Source organism: Rhizobium sp. 05L419 (assembly GCF_056397845.1).
Genome location: NZ_JBFTOF010000012.1, coordinates 142,936 through 162,455, shown reverse-complemented (window position 1 = coordinate 162,455; position 19,520 = coordinate 142,936). Strand labels below are relative to the sequence as shown.

13 protein-coding genes and 1 pseudogene are annotated in these 19,520 nt (G+C 55.8%); 2 read left to right on the top strand and 12 right to left on the bottom strand.

Features of this window, described 5'->3' with window-relative positions; genetic code table 11:
• From AC1DMK_RS17125 to AC1DMK_RS17110, 4 genes and pseudogenes are all read right to left on the bottom strand, one after another.
• Nucleotides 1–513 (bottom strand): annotated as a pseudogene (locus tag AC1DMK_RS17125) (UDP-glucose 6-dehydrogenase); the annotation flags it as partial.
• Nucleotides 514–730: 217 nt separating this feature from the next.
• Nucleotides 731–1,672 carry a glycosyltransferase family 2 protein gene (locus AC1DMK_RS17120; protein WP_477860587.1) on the bottom strand — a complete coding sequence of 314 codons (942 nt, stop codon included), beginning with the start codon at nt 1,670–1,672 and terminating at the stop codon, nt 731–733.
• 72 nt (nt 1,673–1,744) lie between these two features.
• A complete protein-coding gene (locus AC1DMK_RS17115; RefSeq protein WP_477860585.1) occupies nt 1,745–3,997 on the bottom strand; it encodes an AAA family ATPase in 2,253 nt (750 codons plus the stop codon).
• 257 nt (nt 3,998–4,254) lie between these two features.
• Complete coding sequence (locus AC1DMK_RS17110; protein WP_477860583.1) at nt 4,255–5,430, bottom strand: polysaccharide biosynthesis/export family protein; 1,176 nt, start codon at nt 5,428–5,430, stop codon at nt 4,255–4,257.
• A gap of 305 nt (nt 5,431–5,735) precedes the next feature.
• Between AC1DMK_RS17110 and AC1DMK_RS17105 the strand changes: the two genes are divergently transcribed.
• Nucleotides 5,736–7,715, top strand: coding sequence for an acyltransferase family protein (locus AC1DMK_RS17105; RefSeq protein ID WP_477860581.1), 1,980 nt, complete (start codon nt 5,736–5,738; stop codon nt 7,713–7,715).
• 568 nt (nt 7,716–8,283) lie between these two features.
• On the opposite strand, the gene AC1DMK_RS17100 is transcribed toward AC1DMK_RS17105, so the two are convergent.
• Both AC1DMK_RS17100 and AC1DMK_RS17095 read right to left on the bottom strand, forming a co-directional pair.
• Nucleotides 8,284–8,733 (bottom strand): GlcG/HbpS family heme-binding protein, encoded by a 450-nt coding sequence (locus AC1DMK_RS17100; protein ID WP_477860580.1) that lies wholly within the window; start codon nt 8,731–8,733, stop codon nt 8,284–8,286.
• Between the two features lie 75 nt (nt 8,734–8,808).
• On the bottom strand, nt 8,809–9,822 hold the full coding sequence (locus AC1DMK_RS17095; RefSeq protein ID WP_477860578.1) for a zinc-binding alcohol dehydrogenase family protein: 1,014 nt from the start codon (nt 9,820–9,822) through the stop codon (nt 8,809–8,811).
• A 97-nt stretch (nt 9,823–9,919) separates the two neighbouring features.
• On the opposite strand from AC1DMK_RS17095, the gene AC1DMK_RS17090 reads away from it, so the two are divergent.
• On the top strand, nt 9,920–10,300 hold the full coding sequence (locus tag AC1DMK_RS17090) for a winged helix-turn-helix transcriptional regulator (protein WP_477860576.1): 381 nt from the start codon (nt 9,920–9,922) through the stop codon (nt 10,298–10,300).
• Nucleotides 10,301–10,792: 492 nt separating this feature from the next.
• Here AC1DMK_RS17090 and AC1DMK_RS17085 read toward each other — a convergent pair whose 3' ends face one another.
• The 6 genes from AC1DMK_RS17085 to AC1DMK_RS17060 all read right to left on the bottom strand — a co-directional run bounded on the left by AC1DMK_RS17085 (nt 10,793) and on the right by AC1DMK_RS17060 (nt 19,461).
• Nucleotides 10,793–11,533, bottom strand: a complete 741-nt coding sequence (locus tag AC1DMK_RS17085) for a sugar transferase (protein WP_477860574.1) — start codon at nt 11,531–11,533, stop codon at nt 10,793–10,795.
• Between the two features lie 213 nt (nt 11,534–11,746).
• Complete coding sequence (locus tag AC1DMK_RS17080) at nt 11,747–12,535, bottom strand: WecB/TagA/CpsF family glycosyltransferase (protein ID WP_477860572.1); 789 nt, start codon at nt 12,533–12,535, stop codon at nt 11,747–11,749.
• Between the two features lie 428 nt (nt 12,536–12,963).
• Nucleotides 12,964–13,947 (bottom strand): DUF6030 family protein, encoded by a 984-nt coding sequence (locus tag AC1DMK_RS17075; RefSeq protein WP_477860570.1) that lies wholly within the window; start codon nt 13,945–13,947, stop codon nt 12,964–12,966.
• Nucleotides 13,948–13,961: 14 nt separating this feature from the next.
• Complete coding sequence (gene galU / locus AC1DMK_RS17070; RefSeq protein ID WP_477860568.1) at nt 13,962–14,852, bottom strand: UTP--glucose-1-phosphate uridylyltransferase GalU; 891 nt, start codon at nt 14,850–14,852, stop codon at nt 13,962–13,964.
• Nucleotides 14,853–15,267: 415 nt separating this feature from the next.
• The gene (locus AC1DMK_RS17065) at nt 15,268–15,408 is read right to left on the bottom strand and encodes a hypothetical protein (RefSeq protein ID WP_477860566.1); all 141 of its coding nucleotides are present in this window, start codon (nt 15,406–15,408) and stop codon (nt 15,268–15,270) included.
• A 201-nt stretch (nt 15,409–15,609) separates the two neighbouring features.
• On the bottom strand, nt 15,610–19,461 hold the full coding sequence (locus tag AC1DMK_RS17060) for a VCBS domain-containing protein (RefSeq protein ID WP_477860564.1): 3,852 nt from the start codon (nt 19,459–19,461) through the stop codon (nt 15,610–15,612).
• Nucleotides 19,462–19,520: the final 59 nt, after the last annotated feature.

The following is a 19,520-nucleotide window of genomic DNA, read 5'->3' as shown; positions in this document are numbered from 1 at the left end:
GCCGAGAACAATGCGGTCGGGCCGCTTGAAGTCGGTGATCGCTGCACCTTCGCGCAGGAATTCGGGATTGGAGACGACGGCGATATCCTTGTCCGGGAACTCCTCGCGGAAGATGCGTTCGATTTCGTCGCCGGTGCCAACGGGAACCGTCGACTTGGTGACGATGACGGTAAAGCCGTTTACGGCGGCAGCAATTTCGCGTGCTGCCGCATAGACATAGGTCAGATCCGCATGGCCGTCGCCACGACGCGACGGCGTGCCGACAGCGATGAAGACCACGTCGGCTGCGGCAACCGGAGCGGCGAGATCCTTGGAGAAGTCCAGTCGGCCGGCGCTTCGGTTGTGCGCGATTATCGTTTCCAGACCTGGTTCAAAAATCGGCACTTCGCCAGCTTCCAGAGCGTCGATCTTGGCGGCCGACTTGTCGACACAGGTCACGTGGTGGCCGAAATCGGCCATGCAAGCGCCGGATACGAGACCGACATATCCAGAACCAATCATCACAATGCGCATAGTACTCTCTTATCCTGAAAACGTGTTTGAACTTGCTTTCAATTCTCAATAATGCTGCACCGCAGCAAATCAATTTACTGTCAAAAGTCAAGCATACATCTCAGCTTCATTCGCGAAACAAACAACTTCCAATTCTCTGCGCTACCCGTCGTTGAACACCAATATTGAAGGCACCACTACCGTCATCCAGTTCAGGCTTTTTGCTGCGATCCATCGGTTATCTCTCGTGACGCTGGATCGCAGAGTATTCTGCGTGCCGATGACCCAAGAGAGCTGCGAGTTTCCCCAGTACTCTCGCCACAAGTCGAGCTGCTTCGAAACGCCGTGCCGGATGCCAGAAGAACAGGCCGAAGGTACCAGCGGCAAACGCCAATGTTCCCGCAATTTTCAGTACCTCGCTGCCAAAGCCGAAGCCGGGAGGACGATGTTTCAAGCTAACAAGCATATAGGTATTGCCGAACCGATAGGCGCGTTGGAGCATCCATGCAACGGAAGAGCGCGATCCAGGCATCTCCTCAAAAACCACGGCACCGGGCGCCCAGGCAAATCGTGCCCCGTGAAGTTTTAGGCCAAGGAAGAAGTCAGTATCCTCGCCCCCGAGCAGGCCAAAGGCGGGGTCGAACCATGGACTCTTTCCGCTACGAAACAGATCAGCGCTGATCAAGACATTGCATGTGCCGTCAACGATGTCGACGGGCCCGGATTTCATGCTCGCGAAATCTGCGAGATTGGCCGTCGCAAGATAGTTCGGCACTGCCTTTGCGAAGACGCGACTTACCGGACCACCAACGACGTCCGCTCCACTGCTCTGTTGAACGTCCAGGAGCGACATAAGCCAGCGGCCCTCCGGCCACTCATCATCGTCGATCATGGCGATAAACCTTATCCGCGGATCCTGTATCGCCTCTGCAACAAGGGCATTGCGCGCTTGAGATATCCCCCGTTCAGCGACCCGGACAGACGTAATCGGATAGGGATAACCCGCAGCTTCGGCCGCGCCGCAGATCGCGATCCCCGCCGCTTCGTCAGCATCGTTGTCGGCAACAATGACCCGCAAAAGCCGATCGGTATGCATGCGCGCGATGTTTTCGAGGCATCGGGAAAGTCCGGCAGGACGCCGGTACGTCGCAATGCAAACGACAGTATCTTGGTCGGGCATATCGTCTGATCCGTTTACGGTCGCTATTCCAACTCGTATCTGCTTGGCGACTGAATGTAGTCGCTTTCGCCATTAACTTTCGTTGTAGTAGGCCGAGTACCGAGACGAGTAATATTCCTCCGAACCGAAGTCCTGGTACATCTTCATCTTCTCTGTATCCACTTTACTCAAGATAACACCGGCGCACTTCTGACGCAGACGTGGCTCGTTGAAGATAGAGTCACGAACAATCTTTCTCGATGTCCCCCCCCATTCAACGACGTAAAGCACCGAGGACAAAAGGGGCATAATTGCGCGCGCATCAACCAGGGGCCGAAGCGGCGGCAGATCCAAGATGATGTAGTCGTATCGTGACCTCGCGTCGTCCAGCAGCTTTTCCATCGCCTGAGATGCCAAAAGTTCCGAAGAATGAGGAACGCGCCGCCGAAGCGCTGTTGGCAGAAACGTCAAACGCGTCTGCGGGTCGAACAGGAGCCCTTCGGCGACCGGCCGTTCGTCAAGCAGAACTTCAACCAATCCGGCCTCCGCGTGCAGGCCGATCGCACGCGTTGCCCCGCGATTGCGCAAGTCCGTGTCGATTAGAAGCGTCCTGGCGCCTTGCATCGCGAGCAGTTGCGCGAGGTTCACTGCTACGCTCGATTTACCCTCACCAGGCAAAGTCGATATCACCCCGACGATCTTCCCGGTTTTTGCGCCAGTCTGTAGATCCACCGCGATCTTGGCGCTCCGCATCGTTTCTGCGAAAGCGGAATTCGGGTGGTCGACAACATACCTTTGAAGATTGCTCATTGGCCTGATCGACCGCGGGCTGTCGTACAATCCGGCTGTGACGACGGTAGCTTCCTCGAGGATTAGCGGTATCGAGCCGAGATATTCCAGATCAAGTTTCTGACGGATTTGCTCACCAGTACGGAAATACCGATCGCGAAACTCTCGGAATGCACCAAGGCCGCTCCCGAGTGCCAGACCGAAGAACGTTGCGATCGCGACCACAAGCGGCTTCTTTGGCTTGCTTGGCTTTATCGGCGGCTTTGCCTCCGTGATGATGCGTGCTTCGACAATCGGAAACGACTGCTGCTGCGATGCTTCCTGGAAGCGCTGCATCGAGGTTTCCAGCAGTCGCCGGTAGCTTTCGCTCGTGCGTTCGAGTTCACGTAGCGGGACCTGTGTTTCGTTTGCAGCGGCCGTGACGCCGGAGGCGCGAGCAAGGCTCGCGCGCAACGAGACTTCCTTCGTCGTCGCCATCTGCAGCTCGCTCTGGTAGCTTTCGGCAATACGGCTCATTTCTTCAAGCATCAGGCGCTGATATTCGGCCATTTCCGCTTTCAGTCGAACAACCTGCGCATGATTTGGCCCAAGGCGATTGGCTAGTTCGGCGGCGGTTTTGGAAGCCGCGAGATACTTCTGGCGCAGGTCAATCGCAATTGAACTGTCGAGAATGTCGGTGACGATCGCATCTGTACGACCGCTATCGATGATCACCTTGATTCGATCATACTTGGCCTGGGCTCGTGCAGTATCCTGTTCGGCGGCAGTCAACGCCGTGCTTTGCTCCGAAAGCTGCTGGTCGCTCACAAGCACGCCGTCTTTGGCTGATATCAGATTATGCGTGGACCGGTACCTTTGAACGGCGAGGTCGGCTTCAGACGCCTTTTGCTTGAGCTCGTCGATGCGCTGCTCGAGCCAGTCGCCGGCGCGCCTTGTTGCCTCATACTTCGAATTCAGCTTGTCGACGAGATAGGCATCGGCGATTGCGTTCGCAACCTGTGACGCGAGCAGCGGATCCTGAGACGTATAGCCGATACTCAGCACGTAGGTGCGCCCGACGCGGTTTACATCCATGTTTTCGACTAATGCCGTCGTCGCAGTAGCCATCGCGTCTTCCGCAGGAGCGGAGTCCCTTGACAGAATCCCTTTGACAAGGGACCGAACCTGGCCAAGCAAGGAACCTTCGGAATTCATGAAGCTTTCATTGTTGATAAGATCAAGCTTCTTGATCACCGCCGTCGCGATCGTATCGGATGTCAGTATTTCAAGTTGACTCAGGACCGTGCCTTCATCGTCGACCGTGATGCCGGAATCCGAGAGCTGATTGACGATTCCGCTCTTGCCCTGCTCGATGAGCAAGCGGCTCTCCGCTGTAAACTTGGGCTGCACTCTAAGGGCATAGATAACGCCCAGAGCCATAAAGATCAGGCTGCAAATCGCAACCACACGCCATTGGCGCCGCGCGATTGCGATGATTCGGTCAAAATCAATGGGCTGAACAGCGCTCGTTTCCCACATATCATCGCTGGAGGAGGCCACTTTATCTGGAGACAGCATGTATGACTCTTAGTTTTAGAGGTTGGCGTGCCAAGCGGCACATCCGTCGCTCATCGTAGCGAAACTGTGCCACACCGAATACGATCGAAGTCCACCGAACGAGGAGGCCTTCACCTGTTTTACTTCATACCGCACGTCGAGCGCATAAGGCTTGCAAGATATTCAAGCCGCATGCCCCTCCTCCCTCCGCGCAGAATACCTCCCAGTCAGTAGAACCGCCTTCTCCCGCAACACGAATGGCTGGACGCCGGCGAAGGTCATTTGCCGACAGACGCTCCCTGGTTCGCAGTTGACGCTGCCAAATTGAGAACATCGAGGAACTTGGTCAGTTCCACCGAATCGGAATTGGATATGTAGACGACATCCTTGTCCTGCATCGCAAACTTCTGAGCCGTAAACAGACCCGCTGGATCACGTAGATCGGCACGGAAAACCACAGGCACTATCTCGCTTCCAAAGCGAGATACGTTGACGCCCATTCTTTCAAGCGTACGACGATCGACCTGCCGATAGACATAGACCTGCGACGGATTGGCCCGAGTATCCGAAAGCCCGCCCGCCTTGCCCAGCGCATCGCTGAGTGTCAGGTTGGCATCCGCAAAGTCGAACCGACCATTTTCCCCAGCGGCGCCGAAGATCGTATAGGTCCTGCGCTTGTGATCGGCGATAACCGTGTCACCAGCCGAGAGATAGATGTTTTCAGCAGGATTTTCCAACAGCGCACGGTAGCCGATGGTTGCCGTATGACTGCGCCTCTGCAGCGTGATGTTGGTCTCCAAGCCAGCTTCGGAAAGGCCCCCGGCCTGGGAAATTGCATCAAGAACACGCTCACCCGCAGAGCTCAGCTCAAACTTCGCCGGGCTCTTGACATCACCGAGGACCGAGAACTGGCTGGACCTGCTTGTGACGGTGGTCAACACCACCTGCGGCTCAATCGCTCTACTCTTGAGCCTGTCGACGACCGCTCGTTCGACATCCTCTTTTCTGTGACCGGCAGCAGAAATTAGGCCAGCGTAAGGAACACTTATCATCCCCGACCGATCAATGGTCTGGTTCGGAAGCGTGATGTAGTTGCCGGGCCGGCTGCCCGCATCACTTGGAATAAACAGCCCACCGGACTGCGCCTCGAAAATTGAAACCTGAACGACATCTCCATAGCCGAGGGGCACGTCGGCCGGGCCGCCTCGCCCTCCACCGAAAGTACCTTTGAAAGACCCGCTGGTGGGATTGCCGAAGTAGCCGATGGTGTCCTTGCTCAAATCGACCAAGGCGTAGTCGATGCCAACCTTTTGGTCGCGAGTCGTGACCCGAATACGGGCCTTCTGGTCGACCGCGTGTCCATCCGGGCCGGACTGAGGCAACGATGTGCAGCTCGACAGTAAAACAAGAAAGGCAATACCTAGAGCGTCTCTACCAATTTTACTCGTATTCATCGAAAGCCTATCAAAAAAGTATTTGCACAGGCATTAGCCGATGAATTTTGCAAGCGCTAGTGCACCGCAACATGTTTACAAGGATTGGCAAATTACAGGCGTCGGATGTGGCAATCAAACAACACGTAAGTGTTCACGTTAACAATATATTTTGGCACCCATTGATCTTGCTTGGAATATCAGTATTCCCCGAATAACGTCGCGCCGCTTGACTGTTCGGGGGTCGGAGCGGCGATTGTAGCTGAATCCCGGCAGGCGTTCCGGCAACCGCAAGAGCGGCGTCCCAACGAGAGAGACTTTGATAGATGTCGGGCGAGCAAGTGGCAGCCGAAATTGAGCCTGTTGACGCGCGTCCCGTCGCCGCAGTTGACCGTGGGCGCAGAATACAGCCCAGTTTGAATACCGGACCAGCTCCCGAAGGCTATCGAGCGGACATTGATGGGCTACGAGCTATCGCCGTTGCGATGGTCCTCATTTATCACACGGGCATAAGTCCGCTGCGTGGCGGCTTCATCGGCGTCGACGTTTTTTTTGTTATTTCAGGTTTTCTCATCACGCGTCTGTTGCGTTCCGATCTCGAGCGCGGATCATTCACCGTCAGCCGTTTCTACGAAAGGCGCGTGCGGCGGATATTGCCAGCTCTCACCGTTGTTTTGGCCGTCACACTTGCGATCGCACCATTCATGTTGTTTCCCTTGGAGTTAAAGCGGACGGCAATGACTGCGATCGCTACGCTGGCCTCCGCCTCCAATCTCTATCTTCTCCAATCGGCAGGTTATTTTTCCGCCGATGTGGCGTCGCAACCATTGATCCACACCTGGTCGCTTGGCGTCGAAGAGCAATTCTACCTCGGCTTTCCGCTCTTTATGCAAGCACTGTCCCGGCTGCCCGCAACGAAAACTCGTTTGGCGATTGCGGTGGTGATGATTGTCAGTCTGGGGGGTGGCGTCGTCTTGACGCAAATGAATCGAGACTTCGCATTTTACTTCCCGCTGACGCGGGCATGGGAACTTCTCCTGGGTGCACTTCTCGCCTATGTTTCCGTACCGCGGCTAAAGCCAATACTCGCTGAAACTGTCGCAGGGCTAGCGCTCGCGCTTCTGCTCACCTGTGGTTACAAACTCCATTCAGGGTTGGCGTTTCCAGGTATTTATGCCTTGGTCCCCTGTGCCGCGACCGCCATCGTTATAGCGATAGGTGCGCATAACACGTCGCTCGTCAAAAGGCTGCTTTCCAGCTCGCCATTTGTCTGGTTTGGGAAGATTTCCTACTCGGTTTACCTGTGGCATTGGCCCATTCTGATTTACTATCAACTCGGAGCTGGCCGCACACTAGACTTGCTTGAAGCGTTCGGTCTTTGCGTGGCGAGCACTCTTGCGGCGTACCTTTCGTGGCGGTACGTGGAGCAGCCTTTCCGAGATCGACGAATACTGTCTAGTCGCCGTTCGATTTGGCAGTGGGCATCGATCAGTTGCGTCGCACTTGGTGTATTTAGCTGTGGGCTATGGATATATTCCGGGTTGAATGCCCAGGCCGAGAGCAACCGACTCGCAGCCTATCTCGAATATGACGATGCGCCGGTGTATCGACGCGGCACGTGCTTCCTGTTTGGGCACCTCGATCGTCTCTCGGATTTCGATCGCGGCTCGTGCATGACGCCGTCGTCCAAGAACTCCAACCTACTTTTGGTGGGCGACAGCCATGCTGCGCACCTTTGGAGCGGTCTCCACAAGGTTCTGACGGACACCAATGTCATGCAGGCGACGTCGACGGGATGCAAGCCCGTAATCCCCTCCAAGGGTGAGCGCACCTGCACAGATTTGATAGGAATGGCGCTTGGGCCGTTTATCCAACGGAATCGGATCGATGTGCTCGTTCTATCCGCGAGATGGATTGGGTCTGATGTCCCCGACGTCGAGCGCACGATCAGGACTTTGCGTAGCAAGGTAGGAAAGATTGTCGTGTTCGGGCCTATAGTCGAGTACGATCTCGCGCTCCCAAGACTGCTTGGTCAGACCGCGTGGAGAGGAAATGGGGATCTGCTTTTGACGGGCAGAAATCCGGAGCAACTGTTGACAGATCGCCTTTTGTCTGACGCCGTGAGGTCCGGAGGCGCAGACTACGTCTCCACATATTCCTTCCTGTGCCCAGACCCGGCACTCGCCTGCGTCACCGAGGACAATGGCGTCCCAGTGCAATGGGACTACGGGCATTTGACTGCCAAGGGATCGGAGTTGATAGCGGAGCGCGCTTACGCAACAGGCGCGCTATCGAAGAAACCGTAATTGACCGAGCCATTCAGGCTGAACCTGGTCCACGCTTGGTTTCGCCACTCCAATTCTGCGCCTACAGCACTTCCAGGTGCCAGTCGCGTTTGTTGCTGCCTTTTCCGATCTTGTCTGCATGCGCTCCCTCGTCGCGCTCGCAACCACCTGCATTCCCCACTTTTTAATCGCTCCGGTCGCGTTGCTTCATACAGCCCCTAAGCACCTCGACTGCCCTCAAAGCCAAAAATTTCAAAGGCAAGGTGCTGCGAAGTTGCTATTACAGATCGCGGGCGCGCGGGCCGTCAATCGCCGCCTGCCTGGAAGGGATCGGTTCGACCTTTGGAAATGGGCGTTAGGGCAGGCAGTCTAGCTTCCGGTGCGAAGGCGCCACGTGGGGCGGCCGTTGTCTTTCACGGGCGCGCGGCAACAGAGGTACTAGCCAGCCGTCCCAAATTTGCGGTCTTATGTAGCAGACGCCACCAATTTGCTTTGGGGCAACTTTGCCCCAACACCGGAAAACGCCCGTCAATCAGTTCGCAAGCTGCAGCCCCCGCTCGTCATAGAGGTGGAGGGGCCGGCGCCTTGGTTATGCCGCGACGTCGAAGCCCAACCGATCTAAAGCAGCAACTGCCGCGTCTTGGTCCTGCTGATAACTGCCGCCGGAAATACCAATGCCACCGATCAGCTTGCCATTCTCAAGGATTGGGTAGCCACCCCCGACCGCGACCATTCGCGGGCGATAGGCGAGCGGCGCTACCTTAGGATCGCTCGTGACGTAGTCATTCCAGACGTGTGTCGCAAAGCCGAAGGACGATGCGGTCCACGCCTTGTCGATGGCAACATCCACCGTTAGGAACGGCGCGCCGTCCGTCCGCTCGAAGGCTCGCAGATTGCCAGTCGCATCGGTGACAGCAACGGCGGCTTCGAAACCGATCTCTCGCGCAGCCGCCAGTGCAGCTCCGATGAGGGCAGCGGCGGCTTCGCGGTTGATCGAGGCGGTGGCAATGGATTTTGTGGATCTGATCTCAGTGTTCACGTCAGTCTCTTTCTGAAGAAGCGATCCCATGACCGACTTTGTTGGGGTTGATTGGCTGTCCGGTTGCCGCTTCGCTCAGAAGCCTTCGAGCACGACCTTGCCAATTGCGCTCCCGCGCTCGATCAGAGCATGGGCCTTCTTAAGGTTCGCGGCGTTAATCGGAGAGAGGCGCTCAGTCAGCGTGCTGCGAATCTTTCCTTCATCGACGAGACGCGAGACTTCGTTCAGAATTCTGCCCTGCTCCCCCAGGTCGGGAGTGCCATAAATGGGACGGGTGAACATCAATTCGTGATGAATTGACGCGGCCTTCCGCTTGAAGAGCATGATATCAAACGTCTTAGGGTCATCGATCAAGGCGAATCGACCCTGTGGAGCGATCAGTTCGGCGATCTGCTCGACATGCTTCTCAGTATGGGTCGTTGAAAATACGAACGCTGGAGACCCGATCCCGAGGGCTGCCACTTCAGCAGCAAGTGGCTTGGAGTGGTCGATGACATGGTGGGCACCAAGCGATGCGACCCATTGCCTTGTCTCGGGCCGGGATGCGGTGGCGATCACTATGAGATTCGTGGTCTGACGGGCGATCTGAACCGCGATTGATCCGACGCCGCCTGCTCCCCCGATGATAAGAACTGCCGGAGCAGCGCCCGGAACGGCTTTACTTACATCGAGGCGGTCGAAGAATGCTTCCCATCCGGTGAGCGCCGTGAGTGGCAAGGCCGCGGCCTCAGCCCAGTTCAAGGATGTCGGCTTTTTTCCGACGATACGTTCGTCGACCAGATGAAATTCGGCATTCGTGCCGGAGCGCGTGATCGAGCCGGCATAGAAAACCTCGTCGCCTGGTTGAAACAGGGTTACATCGGGACCAACGGCGCTTACGATGCCGGCGGCATCCCAGCCGATCACCTTCCAGGCGTCGCCCTGAGGTGGTGTGCTGCGACGCACCTTGTAGTCGACTGGGTTGACCGACACGGCCTTCACTTCGACAAGGATGTCGTGGCCGGTCGCGGTTGGGGTCTGGAGTTCGATATCGACGAGCGAGGCCTCGTCGGTGATCGGTGATGGTATCTTGTATCCAACAGCTTTCATTCTGGTCTCTCCTGCTTGCTGGAGACACAGTTAGATCGTATCTTACAATTGTGCGATACGCACAAGCATTGCACATAGTGTCAAAAAGGATACTGTTATGGCCAAGGTCCGTCACTCGCGATTCGATTGCAATCCAGGCTGTTCGGTGGAGGCCGCCATCAGTCTGATCGACGGAAAATGGAAGTGCGTCATCCTTTTCCATCTCCTTGGCGGCACGTTGAGATTCAATGAAATTCGACGGCAAGTCGGAGGCGTTACCCAGCGCATGCTTACCAACCAGCTCCGCGAGCTGGAGGAAGACGGGTTGATCAACCGGAAGGTCTACGCCCAGGTGCCTCCCAAAGTTGAGTACAGCATCTCGGCGTTGGGACGCAGTCTCGAGCCGATTCTTGTGTCTTTGAAGAGTTGGGGCGACGAGAATATCGGACGCTTTGGAAAGGCCCTCGTTATCCCTGAGGAAGTTGCTCAAGCAGCATAGTTACGTGATCTCTGAATTGCGCGCGTAGCCGCGGAGAATTTCGCAAACTGCGACGCATATTTCTCCGGACGCGAGCCTTCATACGGACCCTCAGCTCTGTGCGTCTGCTGGTTGCTGATGACGGTCAATCGTTATCGCCTGGAAGGTCGTTGTGGGCCATGAGCTGCCGCTTGGCATAACCAGTGGCCGGTCGGTGTCCCGCCTGCGGGGGTAGAAACGACATGCTAGTGTGGGCGCTGGAGGGGAGCGGCCGCAAATTTGTGCCGGTCTGCTCGGTCAATGATGCGGCCGCAGCGTGGTTCCAACTGCAGACGCGACCTGCTGTTTTCGCGACACCACCGGGGCGCAGCCAAAGTGCCTTTTTCCATTCAGAAAATGGGTAGAGGCATCGTTGCTTTCGGCGGAGTAGAGGCATCGCACCCCAGCCTCATTCATGAACTCACGCCATTGAAGGTCTATCAGGTCATCGCAGGGTGGCGGTGGGGTGACTACTTAGAACCCCTTGCCGCCGCGCAATTCAGAAATCAACGTACCGACCAGGATCTTCACATCCAGCAATATCGAGAAGTTTTCGATGTAGTAGAGGTCGGAGGTTATACGCGCGCGCGCCTTTGCGGGTCTGTCTGTCGGACCGCGCAAACCGCGCATCTGCGCCAGCCCTGTAAGACCGGGCCGCACCGTGTGCCGCTTATGGTACTCGGGCACAAGTTCTTCATAGAGAATGCCACCTGCAAGCATTCCAACTGCGTGGCACCTTGGCCCCACGAGAGACATGTCGCCCCGCAGGACGTTCCATATCTGCGGCAACTCATCGAGATTCGTGCGACGAAGCAGTGCCCCGACTTTGGTGATACGTGGGTCGCCGCGCACGGTTTGAGCCACGCCAGTTGGATCGCCAAGTTCAGCGCGCATTGAACGAAACTTCAAAACACGAATTTTCGTACCATCGCGGCCCCAGCGGATCTGCGAGAAGAACGGCGATCCTTTGCTCTCCAATCGAATTGCGATTGCGATCACGAGGAGAACTGGCGCAAACGTTACAAGAGCTCCCGCAGACAGCACAATGTCCATCGCGCGTTTAGCCACCAAATGCCAACGCCGGACTTGAAAACCGGTTCCGATGTTTGCGGCTCCTGGTTGCACGGCTGGATGAGCGTCAAGAGACGCTGATCGCGACCGAAATCCGTCTGACCGTTCCTGATTTTGTACTGCCGTATACACTGGAAACCCCATTAAGATTCAGGTTCTAAGCCCATGTATAAATTACGAAATATTATCTTCGATGTCACCCGCAAGGTTAAAGCATAGTTAACTCTGGCGAGACCTTTTTTGGGTCAATTGCAGCCTCAGAAGTCGCTTTTATTCAACCCGTGAAAACTCCCCTGACTGCGAAAATTAACGCAACCATGCCGGTTAGCGACCTTCAATCATCTTGATGTCAGTTCGTCAGGTGGATGATTGCAATCGCCCACGTGGCTCCGCCTGTTCGGCGGTTCGCAGAATAAGGAGCACAAGCGCAATTGGCGTCGTGGAGAGATAGCGCCAGAATAGCTTTTTAGGTTGCGTCAGCATGCGGTGCAGCCACTCGGTTCCGGTCTGTTGCATCCAGCCAGGCGCACGGGCATAAGCCCCAGTGACGTAGTTGAAGCATCCACCGCAGGAAACAAGCCAGCTCGCATCAATCTTTTGGCGGTTGCGAACACAAAAAGCCTGCTCCTTCGGCTTGCCCAACCCTACCCAGACAATATCCGCGCCGGAATCGTTAATCTGCTGGCAGACATCGGCCTCTTGTGCAGGTGAGAAATAGCCATTCCTCAGTCCGGCAATTTTAAGCATGGGATAGAGCTTGCGCATCTTTTCGGCACATGCCTGCACAACCTCATCACTTCCACCGAGCAGAAAGAAACTCTTGCCCTCCCTCTGAGCTGCGGCTGCAACATCGTGGAACAAGTCAGTCGTTGCACTGCGCTCCGGGACGGGAGTACGGGTGAGAAGTCGCGAGGCTGTTACCAATGGTTGTCCATCTGCATGAACTATATCTGCGGCATTAAGGTCCGCCTGGTACTTCTTATCAAAAAGGCAAAGCGCAAGACCCTGTCCATTGATGTCAAATAGCAATTTTGCAGGAGCTTTATCGTCGTTCTTCTTCGCAAGCATGATCTCGACAAGATCGCTACGCGATACACAAGCAGTAGAGACTCCACCAACAATCACGCGCTTAAAATTCTCCGTCATCGCCGAGCCCCTAACAAAGAAAACAAAATTATGAGTGCGCCGCAGTTCGTGCATTCCTGCCGCGCATGGTTACCAATGCCTTAACCGAAGTGATTACCAATCAGCGGCTATTTCGCAAGTGCTAACAACTGGATTTTTTGCAGTGCAGCAGAAAAACAGCAATTTGGGTTAACATGTGTGTCTTTTTTCCTACGATTGGTGAACAAAATTACACCCTTGGATGAACCTGCAAGAGCAAAAAAGATGTCCGGGCAAGATAAATGATTCGTCGCCCTGGGTAATCTCTCTGGTTGTATTGTCGTTTGGAACGCCGTTGGACAGCGATAAGCTGCATTAGCAATGGCGGGACAAGTATAGCAGCCGCGGCGTTGCTGTGAGGAAACCCGATTGCTCCAAAATTGGTGCTGGGAGAGCTTGCGCTTTGAGCGTCAGTTTGGCCAGGAGCTTGTATTTTCTGCAGTCCTCGCCGTTGGCCACAATACCCCTATATCGGCCGGCGGTAGCCATCCCTCTGCTGAAAAATAGGATGCTACTTGACGCTGCATCTTCTCGTTCGGCCTAATTGTCAGAATGAAGTTGAAGCTATTTTCGTTGGACAGCTCTTTTACGAATCTCAGGTCGGAAGCAAAGCTGTTAAGATCAACTTCGCGCAATGTCCTTATTTTCGACAAGGCTGGGGAAAGATCTTCCCAGGTGGTCTCCTTCAAGGTGACTTCAAAAATATTTAATGTCGCAGAAGCAATATCGCCGCTAGGGTCAGTCTGCGGATCGACCAATTTGACCCGAACGCTGCTAAGCGTCCCGTCTCTGCGTCCCCGAACGACGATGAACAACGAGCCTTCTTGCACTTCCTGTCCAGCTTCGGCGACGCTATCGAATGTGCATTCAAAAGTTCCCTCGTCGAATGCGGATTGACGCCATTCTCCAACGTGGATGCCAGCGGAACGATATGCCGCGCACAGGTTCGGGCCTGTTACGACCCATCTGCGAACAAAGCCTGCGACCGTGGTATCGAGCGGTTGGCGGGAAACGCTAGGTGGCAACCCGACCAACACTTCCGGTTTGACGAAACCGCGACTCGGTATCAGCTCCGCCTGGCTAACCCTCGGCGTGATCAGCCCCAAACGCTCTTCAATCCGGTGCAGATGCTTCATGTCTTTGGAAAGAAGCACAATCGCTGCGATACTAGCGATCGAAAAAAAAATAGAGAACCAAAACCATTGCGGGCACGGCTTCGTTTGTTGCGATGGCTTCTTGCTTGCCGCATATACCAGGGGTTGCGGGTGGTCGCCAACGACGCGCCCTTTCCCGATTCCCTGCAGCGTTCCGCACGCGGCAAGTGAACGTACTCTCCTCACCGCGAGGGTTGCCAATTTCGGAGCAAGCTGCGCAATGTTAAAAGTTCGCGCCAACGTCGTTTAACAACCTACCCTAGCGCCTGGAACATGGCTTTGATGTGGGGCTCGACATAGGGCTTTATATCGCTTCGCTCAAGCGCAAAGGCCACGTTGGCGAGAATGAAACCATCCTTGGATCCGCAATCATAGGTGGAGCCTCGAAAATGATAAGCGGTGAACTCCTGGCGTTTAAGGAGTTGGAGCATACTGTCCGTCAGCTGTATTTCATTGCCGGCACCACGCTCTTGGGTCTCCAGGACTTTGAAAATTTCCGGCTGCAAAATGTAACGCCCGTTGATAAAGAAATTCGATGGTGCAGTGCCCACTGCCGGCTTCTCAACCATGCCTGTCATGCGATAACCGCTCTCGCCGCTTTCCTCGCCGATAGCGACTATTCCATATTTATGAACCTGGTTTGGTGCACATTCCTCAACTGAGATAACGTTGCCGCCACGCTCATCATAAAGCTCGACCATCCCCTTCATGCAACTCTTTTCACTTCGCATGATCATGTCCGGAAGCAGCAGAGCAAAAGGCTCGTCGCCTACGATTTCGCGGGCACACCAGACCGCATGCCCGAGCCCAAGAGGCTCCTGTTGACGAGTGAAGCTGACGGTACCAGCCTTTGGGAGTTGCTGGGCCAGCAGCGTCATTTCCGCTGTTTTGCTGCGCTCACGCAACGTCTGTTCGAGTTCGAAATGAACGTCGAAATAGTCTTCAATAACGTGCTTGTTGCGCCCCGTTACAAAGACGAAGTGCTCGATGCCGGCTTCAAGGGCCTCATCGACAACATACTGAATGATCGGCTTGTCAACGACAGTGAGCATCTCCTTTGGGACGGCTTTCGTCGCCGGAAGAAAACGCGTTCCGAGGCCGGCGACTGGAAAGACCGCGCGCCGAACCTTCTTATGCATGACCATGAATAACCCTCGGTAGACGAGTGGAAGCCGCACGCGACACACCAAGGTAACGGGCTCGTCACCCTCAGCATGCCCCGTATATAGTGCAAGAACTCTACTTAGAGATTTGCGGGAATGACAAGGTCTTCCGTGTAGATTCCAGCGATAAATCATCAGAATCATTCAACAATTCACGGATAACTATCACACTTGGAGTTGTGCACAGTGAACGTCGTTCGCTTGATTGGATCGATAGCAGCGAAGCGAGCTTTGGTTCCGGTTGCTGCTATCCGGCAGAAGAGCCGCACAGGGGACAGCGCGGAGGAACGCGTGTCCACTTTGGCTGGAGGCGTCTCCAACATGAACACCGGCATCAAACAATTCTGGCCGGCCATGGGAGTTTGGATTTCTGCTAGGGTCCCGCTTTTTTGGCGACCTAGTTCGTGCTGGCCGTCGTCTGAAGGTCGATGCCCGCCTGAAATTGGCTGACCATCCACTTGCCGCTGCCAATGATACCGGCCCACATCGCCATCGATACCCCGAGCGCCATCAAAAGGTGCCGTAATTTGGAACTCAACGCCGTGTCTCCTTCAGCGACTTTCCGCAGGAAGCTAGGGCCAGTTGATTACTAATGTCCTACCAATGTTCGCTGCCGCTGAAACTGGTAAACGCCGCGTTAAGGGGCGTCACATTCATCACGTAGACACAAAAAGGAAAAATCGCCCCGGCACGAAGGTGCCGGAGCGATATCGGTGGCCTCACCATGCGTTAACGTTGATCAACCGCCCGCCGTGTGGGTTGTTGTGATTGCGTGTTCGCTGTGGTCGAACAAAATCTTGATAGCCTCGCTGCCCGGCGCGTAGTTCTGCAGCGTAACAATAGCATGGGTCTCCGAACCCGTGTTGATACTGATGGTCGTTTCCGAGGTCTTGTCGTTCACAACAGCAGATAGTTTGCCAAGCGCGTCGTCTGCCGACAGGCCTGACTGGTTGATCAAGGCATTGATCAGGCCCGAGACGTCGACCTGATCGCCTTCACTCTTTGGATTAAAATCGGTGATGACGTCTGCCGGATCCAGTTTGTTGAGCGCCGCTTCGTCGATGAAGAATGTGTCCGCGCCGGTCCCGCCGGTCATCGTATTCATGCCCGCGCCACCGTACAAGAGATCAGAACCGCCACCGCCGATAAGGATGTCGTCTCCTCCGCCCCCAATCAAAATGTCTGCATAGTCGCTGCCGGTGATAAGATCGTTGAAATGCGTGCCGACAATGCCTTCGATACCGGAGTAATCAAGCCCACCGCCGGCGATGTCGAAATGCGTGAGGCTGTCACTCTGTGTCAGCACGATCTCGATACCGTGGTCGAACCGGGAAAAATCGAGGATGTCCTTCCCGTCGCCGCCGGCCACCGTGTTGAACGAGCTCTGGATCAGACGGAAAGTATCGTCGCCAGTGCCGCCTGCCATGTTGTTGACGGAGAATATACCTCCCTCAAAGACATCGTTGCCATTCCCGCCGTCCATGGTGTTCGTCGCGAAGTTTCCCCCGATCAGCGTGTCGTTGTCGCTACCCCCAAACATGTCATTGCTGGCTGAATCTGCGCCGATCAGTGTGTCGTTGCCGCTGCCGCCGTCCATGTGATTGTAGGCGTGGGTCGCGGCAATCAGAATGTCGTTTCCGCCTCCGCCATACATTAGGTTCGAAGAGTTGACACCGCCGATCAGAAGATCGCTGCCGTCATTCTTCGTCTCCGTCAGGCCGTCGCCATACAGAATGTTGTGAGCCGTGTTTGCAGATCCAATCAGAACGTCATTTCCCAGCCCTCCAGTGACGGTGAAGCCGTTGCCGCTCTGGTAGGCGATAAAGATCTCATTGGATGCCGTCCCGGTCGTATCCCAGTGATGTCCGACAGTTGCCGTTGCCGTCGAATGCAGCGTTCCATCCGTCACCGTGTAGTCGAAGCTTCCTGAGCCGGCCGAAATCTTGAAGTCGACTGCGCCATTGACAAGGGTCGCGTCCTTTCCCGACACAGCAGTAATTGCCAGAGTGTGACCATTTGGATCGAACGCCGTCCAAAGCAACGCGGCGTTCGGGATGGAGATGGTATCACCCTCGGTGGCGTTGGTTATCACCGTCCAACGCTCGATCACCGGCGGTTGTTCGGTACCGGTCACAGATACATGGAAGGTTCCGGCAACCGGAGTAGAATGATCCTCATCGCCATCTTCGACCACCACCTGGAATGAGGCGGTCTTCTCATTCGAACCATCCTGAAGGAAGCTGACCTGACCGGCAGCAAGCTGCTCGGCGGAAAACGATGTTGATGCGACGCCGTTAACATAGATAATGCCGTGAACCAGGTTTGAAACTTTGAAGGTCGCGCTTTTGTCGTCAGGATCGGTAAAATAGAGATCCGCGGTMGTAAGTGTGTAGCCCTGCCCTTTTTGAACGCTTGCCGAGAGATCACCAGTTAACGTTGGCGCATCGTTGGCGCCCTGGACGACAATGGTGAGCGTCTGCGTCGACGTCGCATTGTGTTCGTCAGTCACCGTGAACGAGAACGTTTCCTTGACCGTTTCACCGGCGGCAAGCGATTGAACGGATGCCTTCGCGTTGTCGAGCTGGTAGCTGTACGCGCCGGTAGCCGCATCCCAAGTCAAGTGACCATAGGTTCCGTCGATGCCGCCCTTTCCGTTGGTTTGTCCGGCGACGGAGGAGACCGATAGCCTTGCGCCATCGTCAACGTCAGATGCCCCTGCGAGAAAATTCCCGGCGACATCTGATTTTACCGCATCTTCTGCAACGGCTCCAGACTGCGCAACCGCTACGGGCGTATCGTTGGTTCCCTTGATTGTGATCGCAATGTCTTTGGTAACAGTGTCTCCGTCGCCGTCCCTCACTGTGTACGGGATATGGATTACGGCTGTCTCACCGATCGCGAGCGCGTCGAATGCCGTGCCGGCGATGATGGAAACCGAGTGACCGTCTTTGCCGATGACGATTTCTGGGGTTCCGAGCTTTACGCCCGGCGGTCCGTCGGAAACCCATGAACCGCCGAAGCTGATCGATCCGCGATCGGCGCCGAAAGCGTAATCAGTGCCGGCGCTCAAGACAACTGAGCCGGTCTCGTTTTCCGACATCGTGCTCGTAACGTCGTTTGCGCTCGGTACATCGTCTTGAACGTTGACGGTCAAGGCACCAGTCGCCGTATCCCCATCACCATCCGTCACAGTGTAGCCGATGCTGACGGGCAGAATGTCGCCCGTACCCGCGGCAGCATTGTGAACCAACGAGGCAGATGCGTCGAACACATAGCTTCCATCGGCTGCAACCGTCAGCGTAAAGATGACGTGGTCGCTTGTTGTTCCCAGTGCTGTCAGAATTGTGTGCCCGCTCGTATCCGTCGTCGTTGTGTAGCGCATCGTTTCCTGGACAACGACCCCAGCTTCGTTCGACGTGATTGCCTTAAGACCTTCGGGCACTGTGAAGCTGATCGATTTCACCCCGTCAGCACCTGCATGGAATAGCGATCCGGCTCCGCCACTGGCCGTCGACGAGGCAGCCTCCGAGGAACCTTCTGAAAGCTGCGCTGCATCACTGAGTGCGGTTGCAGCGTCAAGTGTCCTGGCTGTCGGTGCATCGTCGCGAATGTCGATGGAGGCCTGGCCGGTGACCGCGTCGCCATTCTTGTCGGTGACGGTGTAAGTAAATTGCAGGCGGATGACGTCGTCGGGCCCGGACTCGCCCTTGTCAGGGTGATCCAGAGGCAGGAACTGCGCATACGTAAACGCACCAGTCACCTTGTCGACAGTGAGGGTGAAGACTGGCTGCCCCCCGACGGTGCCGGTGATCGTCAAGCCACTCGTTATGATCACAACGGGCTCGCCGCCAGACGTAAGCGCCAATGTCGTGCCACCGGCGGTCGCTTCATCCACATTCAACGCGTCCTTAAACGCGATGCCGGTGATGACGCCAAGGTCCTTGCCAGCATCAAAGCCGAAAACGCCTGTCAGCGAGCCGCGCTCAAACAGCCCACCGTCTGTTCCGAGTTCGGAAAAAATACCGGTCTCGTTGGGTTGGATGAGGGGCACGCCATTGAAAGTCTGATTGGCGCCGAGCAGCGATGCGTCGGCCTGATCGGTGTTGGACAGAAGTTCGGCCAATGGACCAAGCGATGCCAGTCCTTCTGCTCCGGTGTCCTGGAACCCCCCATGCGAGCCTTGGGCAGCGCTGGTTGCCTGGTAGGACCCATCAGCACCAGCGGCAACGTTGACGCCGCTCTGCTCAAGCGCAGCGATAACAGCCTGCTGTGGCAAGGCCACTTCGCCGAGCAGGAATGTCGGGATATTCAAAGCGCCATTGACGATTGTAATCTCGGTGCCATCGGCTTGAACCAGCACGAGATTGGTGCCCTCGACGCGAATGTCATCAATGGCTGCATCTGCGGGAAGATGAGCGACATTGCTCGAATCCGGTGTGACGTCGAGATGGTGGATTGGCGTAGTCGCCGCCTGCTGTCCATTCGATTGCGCGATTTGCGACGTTTGCGGATCAGCCGCCACCTGCGCGACCTCGGTCTGCTTCTCCTCCCCAGCGGCCCCGTTCCGCTCCACATTATGGAGGCTGCTCAATGGAGCCGGGTCATTGTAAACCGTTGGAACGCGGGAAACCTCAGTCGCCATATGCTTAA